Genomic DNA, 12,036 nt, shown 5'->3' on the forward strand with positions numbered 1-12,036 from the left:
AAACTGGATATTCAGCCTCAGTCCTGCCTCGCTAGCCTCTCCTCGAAACGCGATGGAGACCCCGCATGGCCCGTTCTCTAACCCTATCAGTCTGCCTCGCCTGCGCCCTTGCCGCGGCCGCGCCGACCCTGGCCCAGGAGGCCGAGTTCAAGCCCGAGAGCGTCGGCGTCAAGGCGGCGATCGACCCTGGGCCAAACGTTTTCGTCAACAAGCAGGAATGGGGCGGTGCGGGCTCGATCAACGTCTATTCGGCTGCCGACCTGACCTACAAGGGCAACATGAGCGCCGGCTCGATGGGCCAGGTGCTGATCTCGCCCGATGGCAAGACGGCCTACAGCCAGTCGAGCTACCTCAAGCGCATCATGTACGGCGACCATGAGCAGGTTCTGCAACTGTTCGACGTCGCAACTTTGACCCCGACCAAGGAAATAATCCTGCCCAACAAGGCGGCCATGGTCGCGGCCTACACACCGCTGCTGACGCAAAGCGCCGATGGCAAGTTCGTCTATGTGCAGAACGCTACCCCGGCAACGTCCGTGACGGTGGTGGATGTCGCGGCGGGCGAGGTGGTGCAGGAGCTGCCGACACCGGGTTGCTGGGGCATCTACCCGTCGCTTGCGGGCTATTCGTTCTCCGCCATCTGCGGTGACGGCACCTTCGCCAGCTTCGCACTGGGCGAGGACGGCAAGGGCATTGCCAAGACCAGCAGCGAGAAGATCTTCGACGCCGATGCCGACGCACTCTTCGTCTCGGCCGAACGGATCGAGGGCAAGCTCGCCTTCATGAGCTTCAAAGGCAATCTCTACGTCCTCGACGATGCGACCGGCACGATCACGCTGAGCGACAAGATCGCCATCACCGAAGGGCAGGAGGGATGGGCGCCGGGTGGCTACAACCTGTTCGACTACAACGACCCCAACGGCGTCATCTTCCTCACCATGCATGACGAGGCCAAGGAGGGCACGCACAAGAACGCGTCGAAGGAAATCTGGGCCTACGACGTCAAGAACAAGAAGCTGCTCTACCGGTCGCCGGTCGAGCACGTCATCTCGCTCACTGTCAGCGATGACCCGGTTCCGGTGGTCTATGGACTCAACGAAGACGACGGCAAGGTCATCCGCTTCGCGTCCGATCCGGAGGCCAAGTTCGTCCTCAAGCAGACGGCCGAACACGAGGACACCGGCTTCGCCACCGTCGTCGCGGTGCGCAATTGAGCGCCGACTGGACAAGCCTCGTCGCGGCGAGTGCGACAGCGTTCACGACGCTGATCTTCGCTCGTGCAGCGCTCCATAAACTGGGTGATTTCACCACGTTCACCGGTTTCGTCGCCGACTACCAGGTCGTGTCGGAGCGACAGGTGGCGCCGGTCTCGATGACACTCGCCGCCGCCGAAGTGGTGGTGGTTGCGGCGGCTTTCCTGCCCGGGCTGCAGCCGCTGGGCAGCGTCGTCGCGATCGGGCTCTACCTGCTCTACGCCACGGTCATCGGGCTCAACGTCGCCCGCGGGCGGGACCGGGTCGAGTGCGGCTGCGGCGGAGCAGCCCAGCCGCTGAGCTGGACCCTCGTTGCGCGGAATTTCGTGCTGGCGGCCATCGCGGCAATCGGCCTTGCCGGCCCGATCTCGGCCCTCAGCGTGGCCGAAGCGGTAACCGCGATCGTCTCCGGCTTCACGCTTTTCGTTGGCTACCAGCTCGTCGAGCAGATCATGGCCAACTTCACCCAGATGCGCCTCAAGCGCTGACCGGGCCGGAACAGGAGTATCTCAAATGGATGCCGTTACCTTCGCAGTGATCGTGCTCTGGCTGGTGGTGATCGGACTGATCATTGTGCTGTTCGCCATGGCCCGGCAGATCGGCGTGCTCTACGAGCGCGTCTCGCCGATGGGGGCACTGGTCAACGAATCCGGCCCACGCATCGGCGACATGACCCCGCTGTTCAGCCTCACGAGCCTCAATGGCGGCGAGGTGGCGATCGGCCCGAAGCCCGAGCGCTCGACGCTGATGTTCTTCCTCTCGCCCACCTGTCCGGTGTGCAAGAAGCTGTTGCCCATCCTCAAGTCAGTCCGGCAGGCCGAGGGCAAATGGCTCGATGTGGTGCTGGCGAGCGATGGCGACGTGGCCAAGCACCAGCGGTTCATCCAGACGGCCGATCTCAAGGCCTTCCCCTATGTCGTGTCGACCGAGCTGGGCCTCGCCTACCGCGTCGCCCGACTGCCGTTTGCGGTGCTGCTCGACAGCAAGGGAACGGTCAAGGCGAAGGGCCTCGTCAATAATCGCGAGCAGCTGGAAAGCCTGTTCAACGCCCATGAGATGGGGATCGATTCCATCCAGGGCTTCCTCGAGACACAGCCCGCTCAAGGCTGATCCCCCGAACGGAGAGAAAAATGTTCAACATCGTTGATACGCTGCTCGAATGGATGGACAGCCGGGCCGAGTCCGGCGCCCGCCGGGTGGCGCAACGCACGGGGCGCCGAAGCTTCCTCACCAAGGCCGGTGCGGCTCTACTTGGTGGCGCGCTCCTGCCGATGCTGCCCTACGACCGCAATTTCGGCGAAGCCCATGCCCAGGAGGGCGCCTCCACCGACGGCGACCAGACCGAGTGCGAATACTGGCGCTATTGCGCGCTCGACGGGAACCTCTGCAACAGCTGCGGCGGCACGCTCACCGAATGCCCGCCGGGCGCAGAGGCTTCGAAGGTCAGCTGGGTCGGCACCTGCCGCAACCCGAACGACAACAAGGACTATCTCGTCTCCTACAACGACTGCTGCGGCAAGGCGTCGTGCTCGGGTTCGTTCTGCTTCACCTCCGAGGGCGAACGGCCGGGCTACCGGATGGGTCTCTACAACGACATCAACTGGTGCATGGCCAATACCTCCAAGGGCTACCACTGCACTGTCGCGGTGCTCGTCGGCCTTGCGGATGCGTAATCTCTGCGCCCTTGCGGCGGTACTGCTGCTGGCGGCCTCCGGGCCGGCGGCAGCGGCTGACGGTGAGGCAATCTTCAACGATATCTGCTCGGCCTGCCACCAGCCGGACGGCAGCGGCCAGCCGGGGCTGGCCCCGCCGCTGGTGGACGCCGCTTTGTGGTCGAGGTTGGGCGGGAAGGCGCCCGGCTACGTGGTCGGGGTCGTCCTCGCGGGCCTTACCGGGACGATCGAGGCGGCCGGCCAGAGCTATATCGGTCTCGTCATGCCGACGCACGACTTCATGAGCGACGAAGAGATCGCAGCGGTTACCAACTACGTGCTGCAGGACCTCAATCAGGTCGGCACGCCCATAGATGCCACGACCGTTGGGGACGTCCGCGCTGCAGTGCCCACCCACAAGCAACTGCGCGACATCCGCAAGGGGGGTGGCTGACATGCGCGTCCTGGCAGTTCTTGCAGCAGGTCTTGCACTTGGCCTCGCTCTGGTCTCGCCCGCGCTGGCACAGCAAGCAGGCCGCAGCAATTTCATTTTGCGCTGCGCCGGCTGCCACGCCACGGATGGGTCAGGAAGCGAGCCGGGCGGTATCCCCGACTTTCGCAACTATGTCGGTGCATTCGCCCAGACCGAGGATGGCCGTCGCTACCTCATGCACGTCCCCGGTGTGGTGAGCGCAAGCCTCACCGACAAGCAGATCGCCGATGTGATGAACTATGTGATGGAAACCTGGGGCGGAACCTCTTTAGCAGCGGACCACCGACCCTTCACCGGAGCCGAGGTCACGACGCTCAGGGCCGAGCCGGTGGGCGATGTGGTGGCCTATCGGCGGAAAGTGGCGGCGGATCTGTTGGCGCAGGGGATCGCAACGGCAGGCTATCCCTGGCCTTAGGGCCGATCACTCAGCGGGGCGACCGTTCACCCGGCCTGCCCCTGCCCGTCCCACGATGTCACGCTGGTCGAGAGCCGCGAGGTCGCGCGGCATGGCGAGGTGCTTCACCTCGGTCCCTGGTCGGTAGTGGTCTCGTGGCAACGCAAATCCCGGGGGACCGACCGCGATGTCGGTACCAGATCGACCCGAGTTTGTTTTGGAATCGAGCCAGCCCGATTTTCGTGTCGCGCCAAAATGAAGTTGGGTCGGCTAAGCCCATGAAAAGGCTCAACCCACCAAAATTTCTTGGGTCAACCCCGCCAAAGGAACCTGGGTCGATCAGGTCGTACTTCCAAAATTTCTTGGGTCGACTGCGCACCGGGTGTGGCCACCCCTCCTTCGCCGCTGCTCGGAATCGTCGGTAGACTGGACGCCACGATCTCCCTCTTGTCGGATGGCCGCCAATAACCGTGATGAGCTCCACGCGCTGGTTGCTAAGCCAACGTCCGTTCTTGGGCGCGGAGGGGTCACCGTCGGGGGCCGGTTCGGCCCAAAAGCGGCCATTGGCGCTCCTAGAAATCCGTGGACAAACTCGTCGCGATCCACCTCTCGGCTTCCTCGCGGCGAGCGGCTTCGGATTGAGAGACTCGGGCTACCGCGTCGCTACCGAGGATAAGGTGCTCTGGCACGTCGTCTCGGCGCGAGAGGTCGAACAGGACCTGCGCGACCCGCATCGGATCACCCGGTTCGTTGCCGGCTATGTGCTCGGTCAGCTTCATAATCATGCCAATTGTCGGTTCGTATTCCTCGAGCAGCGTCGGCACGTTTCCTCGCGCCACCCGTGTCCAGTTGGTGCGGATGCTGCCGGGCTCAACCGATACGGCTTTCACCCCGGATGGCGCGACTTCCTTGGCTAGGGACTCGGTGAATCCACTCACCGCCCATTTCGCGGCGCTATAGGCGGTTGAACCCGGACCGCCAAAGCGACCGGAACTTGAGGAGATGTTGAGGATGTGCCCTGCCCTTTGCCGCCGCATCACCGGCAGGACAGCTCGCGTCAGGTTGACCACCCCGAAGAAGTTGGTTTCCACCTCGTTGCGAAAGTCGACCTCCGGCGTCTGCTCGAAGGGCGCGAGGTGAGCGTATCCGGCATTGTTGATCAGCACGTCGAGCCGGCCGAAGCGTTCCAGCGCCTTTGCGACGGCCCGCGATGCGGCTGCGCTGTCGGTCACATCGAGCTCCGCCAGCGCCACGCTCGAACCATACCGCTCCACCAGATCGCCGAGTCGGTCGACCCGACGCGCCGTGGCGACCAGTCGGTCGCCCTTCTCCAGTACTAGCTCCGCGGTGGCGCGTCCGATGCCATTGGCGGCACCGGTAATCAGCCAAACCTTGCTCATTTGCTTCGTCCTTCAAGTGCGTGTGTCGTGATATCGATGACTGCCGAAGCGAAGGCGTCGGGCGCTTCCTGAGGCAGGTTGTGGCCGATGCCGCCGGCTAGCGTCCGGTGCTCGTAGTGGCCGGTGACTCGGTCGCGATAGGTTGCGGGCTCGGGGTGCGGGGCGCCATTCGCGTCGCCCTCGAGCGTGATAGTCGGTACCGAGATAAGCGGCCGCGCCGCCAGCCTCGCCTCGAACGCGTCGAGCCTGGGGTCACCTTCGGCCACACCGAGCCGCCATCGATAATTGTGGATCACGACGTCGACATGGTCGGGATTGTTCAGCGCCTCAGCCGTGAGGGCGAACTGGGCTTCGTTGAATGCCCAGCGCGGCGAGGCCAGCCGCCAGATCAGCCGGGCGAAGTCCACGCGGTGCGCCGCATATCCCCGGCGGCCACGCTCCGTGGCGAAGTAATACTGATACCACCAGCGTAGCTCCGCCTCCGGCGGCAATGGCGCCTTGCCGGCGTGCTGACTAGAGATCAGGTACCCGCTCACCGACACCAGCGCCGTCACCCGTTCCGGCCAGAGCGCCGCGACACAGCAGGCGGCGCGGGCGCCCCAGTCGGTACCGGCCAATGTCGCTCGTTCGAGCCCCAAGGCATCCATCAGCCCCAACACGTCGAGTGCCAGCGCCGCCTGCTGACCGTTGCGCAAGGCCCGGGCGTCACGAAACCGCGTCGTGCCGAAGCCGCGCAGGTAGGGCACGATCACTCGAAACCCGGCGCCGGCGAGGCGCGGCGCGACCTGCACATAGGTGTGGATGTCATAGGGCCAGCCGTGGAGGGGGATCACGGCTGGCCCGTCGACGGGGCCGAGCTCGGCGTAGCCGATGCTGAGTTCGCCCACATCGATTTGTCGAAGGTGGTCAGTCAGCGTCGTCATGCGGCACGGGACCGTTGAGAACGTGCGCCACACGGGTGGCCTCGAGCAGCTCCAGCGCTGCTCCCACCCTCTCGGCCACGTCGAAGCGGAAATGCCGGTCGGGCTGGGTGTGCTCGTAGTCGTGCAGTTCCTCGACGCTGACGCCGGCGGCAGCCGCGAATTCCTCCCGACTGGCGCCCAGCGATAGCCGGCGGTTCTTGTCGCCGCGAGGCAGGCGATCATGCGGATCGTTGGGAAAGGTCATTCCGGCCTCCTCAGTGATAGCCGTTGCCAGCGATATAGTTGATCAGAGCTTCCTCCTGGCTCTCCTCGGACTTGAGGATGGCCGAGAGCGCATCGCGGATATCGAGCGTTCCGACGAGCCGGCGGTCCGAACCCACCACGGGCAGGTTCTGCAGCCGCTGACGCACCATGTATTGCCAGGTCTCGTGCAGATCGTCGGCGGGCGAGGCAGTGATGACCGTGTGGGTCATCACCGCCGTGACCGGCAAGTCGACCAGTCCGGCCTGCGCGAGATGCCGCACCAGATCGGACTTGCTCACCACCCCCGTCGGACGCTCGTCCGAGCCGCACACCACGATGAGGCCCAGCCGTGGGTTGGCCAACGCTTCTGCGGCCAGCCGCACCGTGCTCGTCTCATCGAGTGCCTTGAAACGCGAGCGCATCTGCTCGTCGAGGTCGCGGACGAACATCCTCGCCTCCATCAGGCGGCGCGAGGCTGGCTGCGGGCCAGCCAGTCGTCGAGCGACACGGCACCGATGAAGGGATCGTCACCCACCGGCACCAGCGTGCGTTCGCTGATCGTGACGCCGAAATACTTTGCCTTGGGGTCGGCAATCACCAGTCGTTCATCATGGTTCACCGCCAGTACGCGGCCGACCACATCGCTCAGGCGATAGGCCTGCGGTCCGGCCAGTTCGGCGCGGCCGTTGACCGGTGCCCTCAGCGCCAGCTGTGCCAGCGTTTCGCCGACATCGTCGGCAGCCACCGGCTGCATCAGCGCCGGCGGCAGGCGCACCACTTGGTCTTCGCCGGTCGAGAACCCGGCAACGCCATTCAGGAATTCGTAGAACTGGGTGGCCCGGAGGATCGTGTAGGGAATGCCGCCCTCTTCGATCAGTTGTTCCTGCAGCGCCTTGGCACGGAAATAACCGCTGTCCTGCAATTGTTCGGTGCCAACGACTGAAAGCGCCACATGGTGCTTCACACCTGCCGCCTTTTCGGCGGCAAAGATGTTGTTGCCGGCGTTGAAGAAGAAGTCCCAGGCCGCCGCGCTGTCGAACGATGGCGAGTTGGCGACGTCGACAACCACGTCGGTGCCTTCCATCGCCTCGGGCAATCCGTCGCCGGTCACCGTATTGATCCCGGTCGACGGCGAGCCCGCGATCACGTCGTGGCCGCCTTGACGCAACCGGCTGACCACGCGTGAACCGATGAGACCGCTGCCGCCGATAACCAGAACTCTCATGACTTGCTCCTGTTGTTTGCTCGATGCCGAATTGCCCCTGAAGTCTGTCTCCGGAGCCGACTGCCGACCATCGTGCCTGGGCTGAGCCCGCCTATACCGAAGGTCTAGGTGCAACAGCCGCTAGGGCTGCAGCGCCTAGACGACCGGAAATCGAAGCCTCACCGCGGTGCCGGATCCGAGGGCGGATTCGATCGCAATGCGTCCGCCGGCGCCCTCGACGAAGCGTCGGACGCCCGGCAGGCCCATGCCGCCGCCGGTCGGTTTGGTGCTGAAGCGAGGCTCGAAGGCACGCTGAATGACTTCCGACGACATGCCGGTGCCGTCGTCGGCAACTACCAGCTCGATTTCCGCGCCATCCGGTCCTTCGGCGAGCATCGCCGAGATCGACAGGGTGCCGCCTACCGGCATGGCGTCCCGGGCATTCACCGCCAGGTTGAGCAGCGCGTTCTGCAGCTCGATCCGGCTGATCCGCACTCGCGGCAGCAGTCCGACCAGCAGCCGCACATGCACATGGGGTCCGGTCGCGTAGCGCAGCAGCGAAGCCATCTGCATAACGCACTCGCCGATGCTCACGTCATCATCCGCATCGTTGCGGCGCACGGTATGGCGCACCAGCGCGCCGGCACGGTCGAGCGCGTCATCGGCCTGCGCCAGCATTGTGCTGAGGGCCATCGACCCCGCAGCATCCTTGTGGCGAGAAACGAGGCGTACCGCCGACATGGCGATCTGGATGTAGTTTCCGAGGTCGTGCACCAGTCCGGCCATGCCATCGTAAGGCAAAGGCGGGATCACTTCGGACCTGCCGCCGGGTACAAAATCCGTCATTTTGCTCTCCTGTAGACCCAAAGGGGGCGGCGAACCGAACAGGTCCGCCGCCTCGGCCTTACGGCTGCGAGAACACGAAGCGCAGGTAGCCCGTGGCCTGGCCAACGGCGCCGCGGACGGCCGGCGTCAGCGCGAGGGCGTTGAGCATCATGAAGTCGTGGATGGTGCCGTTGTATCGGACTGAGGTGACACGAACGCCGGCCTCGGCGAGCTTCCGGCCATAGGCTTCGCCCTCGTCGCGCAAAACGTCGTTCTCGTCCACCATCAGCAGCGTCTGGGGCAACCCGCTCAGCTCGTCCTTGCTGGCGTTGACCGGCGAGGCGTGCGTCTGGGAACGTTGCGCGGCCTCGGGAATATACTGTTCCCAGTACCAGGCCATCGCGTCCCGGGTCAGCCACGGGCCGGCGGCAAACTGCTCGTACGAGCGAGTCGACATCGAGGCGTCGGTCACCGGGTAGAGCAGGACCTGGGCCCGGAAGTTCGGCCCCTTGCGCTCCTTGGCGAGCAACGCAATCGCCGCCGCCATGTTGCCGCCCACGCTGTCACCGGCGATCACGATGTGCTGGCCGTCGATCATCAGTTTGTCGGCATTGTTGGAGACATAGTTCGCCACCGCGTAGCCCTGCTCGATCGCTACCGGGTAGCGAGCTTCGGGCGAGCGCTCGTAGTCGACGAAGACCAGCGCCGCGTTGGCGCCAGTCGCGAGCTCGCGGATCAGGCGGTCATGCGTCACGCGGTCGCCCAGCACCCAGCCGCCGCCATGCATGTAGATGATCGCCGGCAGTACGCCGGTCGCTCCGGCCGGGCGGACAACGCGGATGTTGATGCTGCCGGTCGGGCCGAGCGGCAGCGCCACATCCTTGATCTGCACATCGAGCAACTTTACGTCGGCGGCTTTCTGCACGCTCGTGAGCACGCCACGCGCTTCGGTGGGCGTCAGGGTCTGGATCGGCTTGCCACCCGCAAGGCCTTCGACGAAGGCGCCAGCAGTGGGGTCGAGGATCGGGGTGGGAGTGATCGGCTTGTTCATTTCGGCTCCTATGGAGTTGGCAAGAGCGTTCGCTGCTCTCGTCCACCATCTGGCGGCGGCCCGTCGCGTCGGGCCATTCGCCCTCGCAGCGAGCTGCGCTAGTGCCGAGGGTGTAGGCGGCTCGACCCGGGGGCAGGAGTGCAACACCCAGCAGCGAGGCGATGCCATGCCTCCGCAGCGGTCATCCTCCGCCTGCGCACAAATGGCCGCTTCGACGGCTTCGGCGATGCTCGCTTCACGGCCAAACCCGGCCGACATGGAGACAATCAAATGCAGAAGACTCTCGGAGTTATCGCGATTGCAGCGGCCGCCGTGCTTGGCGCTACCGGTGGCGGCATCGCCCAGGATGTGACCAAGCCGACCATCGTTCTGGTCCACGGCGCCTTCGCCGATTCCTCGGGCTGGGGCGGCGTCATCGCGGAGCTCAACAAGGACGGCTACACTGCCATCGCCGCCTCGAACCCGCTGCGGACGCTTGCTGGCGACGCAGCTTCGGTCGCCGACCTCGTGAAGTCCATCCCGGGTGACGTCGTGCTGGTCGGCCACTCCTATGGCGGCCTCGTCATCACCGAGGCGGCGAACGGCAACAAGAACGTCAAGGCGCTGGTCTATGTTGGCGGCTTTATCCCCGCGCCTGGCGAGTCGGCTTCCGTGCTCTCAACTAAGTTCCCGGGCTCGACGCTGGGCGCCGCGCTGCAGCCAGTGCCGCTGGCCTCGGGCGGCGCCGACCTCTACATCCAGCCGGCGAAGTTCCACGCCCAGTTCGCTGCCGACGTGCCCGAGACTGTCACCGCCCTGATGGCGGCGACCCAGCGCCCCGTCACCCAGGCGGCGCTCGAGGAGCTCACCGCTGTCGCGACCTGGAAGGACGTGCCGAGCTACTCGATCTATGGCTCGCTCGACCTCAACATCCCAGCCGCCGTGCAGGAGTTCATGGCCGACCGCGCCGAGGTCAAGAAGGCCGTGGCGATCGAAGGCGGCTCGCACGCCCTGATGGTCTCTCATCCGGCCGAAGTCGCCGCGATAATCGAGGAAGCGGCTACAGCGAAGTAAGCATCGCGACAAACTTGAGCCGGCCGGAGGTGCGCCCCCGGCCGGTGTCGTCTGCCCGCTACAACAGGCCTTCCACGCTCATTGCTTCGTGCACCGCCGCCCGCCGGCTGAGCCGGTCGCCGAGAGCGACGATTTCTTCCGGGATGGTCACGCCTAAGCGCTGCGCCCAGAGCAGCATCACAAACAAGTAGAAGTCGGCGACGGATGGGTGATCTCCGAGCAGATAGTCGCCCCGCATCCGATCGGAGAAATATTGCATGTGCCGGTTGATCGTTTCGGCCGCATGCGCCTTTTCCGCGACCGATCCGTTATGCCAGAACGGCTTGAAGGCGCGATGGATCTCGGTCGAGATGAAGGTCAACGCCTCCAGCAGGCGGGTACGCCCGAGCGGCCCCTCGAGCCCGAGCGCCGGGTAGCGGCCGGCGATCCAGTCCAGCACGGCAATGTTTTCGGTCACCACCTCGCCATCGTCGAGCACCAGTGCCGGCACGTAGCTCTTGCCGGTGATCTCGGTGATGTCGCGTCCGGTCGCGGTGCGCTTGGTGCGCAAGTCGACCTGCTCGCGCTCGAACTGCATTCCGGCTTCAAGCAGGGCGATGTGGTCGGCAAGGCTGCAGGCCAGCGGGGCATAGTAAAGCTTCATGGTCTTGATCCTCTGTAGGGAGACCTGAAGTTGTCCCCGCGAGGATCGCGGCGCGGTATTATGCTAGGCGGGGAGTGCGGCTCGACCTGAGGGTAGGTTCGTCCATCGAAAAGCCAGTCCCGTCAGCCTCTTAAGGCAGTCAGAATTCGTTCAGACAGCGTTCATGTTGATGGCGGAGCCGTGTCAACCGGACGAGACAGCGATGGCGAACACGCGGGATTTTTCCGGTTTCTCCCCGTGGCCGACGAAGGGGCAGGCGAGCGCTTTACCTGTCCGGCTCCGCCCCGCCCCGCCCGGGGCATGGATTTCCACTAGATACGACGGAAGTGGTTTGTGGTTAGCCTCGGCGCCAGTGAGGGACGACCGGAGCAGCCGGCAATGACCATAGCCCACCCAGACCTGACGGGAGCCGGTATAACCGCCGCAAACGCGGCAAGGGCGGTCGAGCGCATCCTCGGCAACGCTTGGGCCGCAGATATCGACGGCCGGCTCACCTACGCGAACGGTGGAAGCCCTGCGGGAGAAGCTGCCTGGTGCCGGCTCGCCCATCCCGACGACCTCGCCCGGATCGAGGCAGCCTGGCGCCAAAGCCTCGACACCGGCGAACGTCTCGACGTTGAGCACCGCACGCGGCGCGGCGACGGCCGGCTCGGCTGGGCGCGAACCACCGGTGAGCCGGTTCGCGACGGCTCCGGCGCCATCACCGGCTGGTACGGCGCCATGGTCGATATCGAAGCCCCCGGTCTCGCGTCGGAGATAGAAGCATCAATGCATCCCGAGGACCGCCCGCTGGTGGAGCAGGCCGCCTCCCGGGCTTTCTTCCACGGCACCCCACAGGTCAGCAGCTACCGCCAGCTGCAGCCTGACGGCAGCTATGCCTGGGTCGAGTTCCGACTCGAGCC

Annotated in this window: 15 protein-coding genes and 1 pseudogene; 8 read left to right on the forward strand and 8 right to left on the reverse strand. The window is 65.2% G+C overall.

The features are described 5' to 3' along the window. Window positions 1-65 precede the first annotated feature (65 nt). Genes ACSQ23_RS01830 through ACSQ23_RS01855 form a run of 6 tightly spaced genes read left to right on the forward strand, consistent with a single transcriptional unit; the run spans window position 66 to window position 3,813 of the window. Window positions 66-1,214: an amine dehydrogenase large subunit gene (locus tag ACSQ23_RS01830; RefSeq protein ID WP_436089522.1), complete on the forward strand. Its 1,149-nt coding sequence runs from the start codon at window positions 66-68 to the stop codon at window positions 1,212-1,214. Continuing rightward, window positions 1,211-1,741 carry a MauE/DoxX family redox-associated membrane protein gene (locus ACSQ23_RS01835; protein WP_436089523.1) on the forward strand — a complete coding sequence of 177 codons (531 nt, stop codon included), beginning with the start codon at window positions 1,211-1,213 and terminating at the stop codon, window positions 1,739-1,741. Before ACSQ23_RS01830 ends, ACSQ23_RS01835 begins: the two co-directional genes overlap by 4 nt. Before the next feature lie 25 nt (window positions 1,742-1,766). Then, complete coding sequence (gene mauD / locus ACSQ23_RS01840; RefSeq protein WP_055885956.1) at window positions 1,767-2,363, forward strand: methylamine dehydrogenase accessory protein MauD; 597 nt, start codon at window positions 1,767-1,769, stop codon at window positions 2,361-2,363. Between the two features lie 20 nt (window positions 2,364-2,383). After that, window positions 2,384-2,926: a methylamine dehydrogenase light chain gene (locus ACSQ23_RS01845; RefSeq protein WP_055885961.1), complete on the forward strand. Its 543-nt coding sequence runs from the start codon at window positions 2,384-2,386 to the stop codon at window positions 2,924-2,926. Next, window positions 2,919-3,359, forward strand: a complete 441-nt coding sequence (locus tag ACSQ23_RS01850) for a c-type cytochrome (protein ID WP_436089524.1) — start codon at window positions 2,919-2,921, stop codon at window positions 3,357-3,359. Before ACSQ23_RS01845 ends, ACSQ23_RS01850 begins: the two co-directional genes overlap by 8 nt. Before the next feature lies 1 nt (window position 3,360). Further along, window positions 3,361-3,813, forward strand: a complete 453-nt coding sequence (locus ACSQ23_RS01855; RefSeq protein WP_436089525.1) for a c-type cytochrome — start codon at window positions 3,361-3,363, stop codon at window positions 3,811-3,813. Window positions 3,814-4,364: 551 nt separating this feature from the next. On the opposite strand, the gene ACSQ23_RS01860 is transcribed toward ACSQ23_RS01855, so the two are convergent. From ACSQ23_RS01860 to ACSQ23_RS01890, 7 genes are all read right to left on the reverse strand, one after another. Continuing rightward, the gene (locus ACSQ23_RS01860) at window positions 4,365-5,192 is read right to left on the reverse strand and encodes an SDR family NAD(P)-dependent oxidoreductase (protein ID WP_055885970.1); all 828 of its coding nucleotides are present in this window, start codon (window positions 5,190-5,192) and stop codon (window positions 4,365-4,367) included. Beyond that, the gene (locus tag ACSQ23_RS01865) at window positions 5,189-6,115 is read right to left on the reverse strand and encodes an alpha/beta fold hydrolase (RefSeq protein WP_055885973.1); all 927 of its coding nucleotides are present in this window, start codon (window positions 6,113-6,115) and stop codon (window positions 5,189-5,191) included. The genes ACSQ23_RS01860 and ACSQ23_RS01865 overlap by 4 nt, the downstream gene beginning before the upstream one ends. Further along, window positions 6,099-6,359: a helix-turn-helix domain-containing protein gene (locus ACSQ23_RS01870; protein WP_055885976.1), complete on the reverse strand. Its 261-nt coding sequence runs from the start codon at window positions 6,357-6,359 to the stop codon at window positions 6,099-6,101. The genes ACSQ23_RS01865 and ACSQ23_RS01870 overlap by 17 nt, the downstream gene beginning before the upstream one ends. 10 nt (window positions 6,360-6,369) lie before the next feature. Further along, window positions 6,370-6,807 carry a CBS domain-containing protein gene (locus ACSQ23_RS01875; protein WP_055885979.1) on the reverse strand — a complete coding sequence of 146 codons (438 nt, stop codon included), beginning with the start codon at window positions 6,805-6,807 and terminating at the stop codon, window positions 6,370-6,372. Window positions 6,808-6,818: 11 nt separating this feature from the next. After that, window positions 6,819-7,583 (reverse strand): SDR family oxidoreductase, encoded by a 765-nt coding sequence (locus ACSQ23_RS01880; RefSeq protein ID WP_436089526.1) that lies wholly within the window; start codon window positions 7,581-7,583, stop codon window positions 6,819-6,821. 135 nt (window positions 7,584-7,718) lie between these two features. Continuing rightward, window positions 7,719-8,408, reverse strand: coding sequence for a sensor histidine kinase (locus ACSQ23_RS01885; RefSeq protein WP_055885985.1), 690 nt, complete (start codon window positions 8,406-8,408; stop codon window positions 7,719-7,721). Window positions 8,409-8,466: 58 nt separating this feature from the next. Beyond that, the gene (locus tag ACSQ23_RS01890) at window positions 8,467-9,438 is read right to left on the reverse strand and encodes an alpha/beta hydrolase (protein WP_436089527.1); all 972 of its coding nucleotides are present in this window, start codon (window positions 9,436-9,438) and stop codon (window positions 8,467-8,469) included. Window positions 9,439-9,708: 270 nt separating this feature from the next. On the opposite strand from ACSQ23_RS01890, the gene ACSQ23_RS01895 reads away from it, so the two are divergent. Further along, entirely contained in the window at window positions 9,709-10,491 is a 783-nt protein-coding gene (locus ACSQ23_RS01895; protein ID WP_055885988.1) for an alpha/beta fold hydrolase, read from the forward strand. 58 nt (window positions 10,492-10,549) lie between these two features. Here ACSQ23_RS01895 and ACSQ23_RS01900 read toward each other — a convergent pair whose 3' ends face one another. Next, the gene (locus ACSQ23_RS01900; RefSeq protein WP_436089528.1) at window positions 10,550-11,134 is read right to left on the reverse strand and encodes a glutathione S-transferase C-terminal domain-containing protein; all 585 of its coding nucleotides are present in this window, start codon (window positions 11,132-11,134) and stop codon (window positions 10,550-10,552) included. A gap of 378 nt (window positions 11,135-11,512) precedes the next feature. On the opposite strand from ACSQ23_RS01900, the pseudogene ACSQ23_RS01905 reads away from it, so the two are divergent. Continuing rightward, a pseudogene (locus ACSQ23_RS01905) lies at window positions 11,513-12,025 on the forward strand (PAS domain-containing protein); the annotation flags it as partial. Between the last annotated feature and the right edge of the window lie 11 nt (window positions 12,026-12,036).

The sequence above is a fragment of the Devosia sp. LjRoot16 genome (assembly GCF_964252795.1).
Taxonomy (GTDB): Bacteria; Pseudomonadota; Alphaproteobacteria; order Rhizobiales; family Devosiaceae; genus Devosia_A.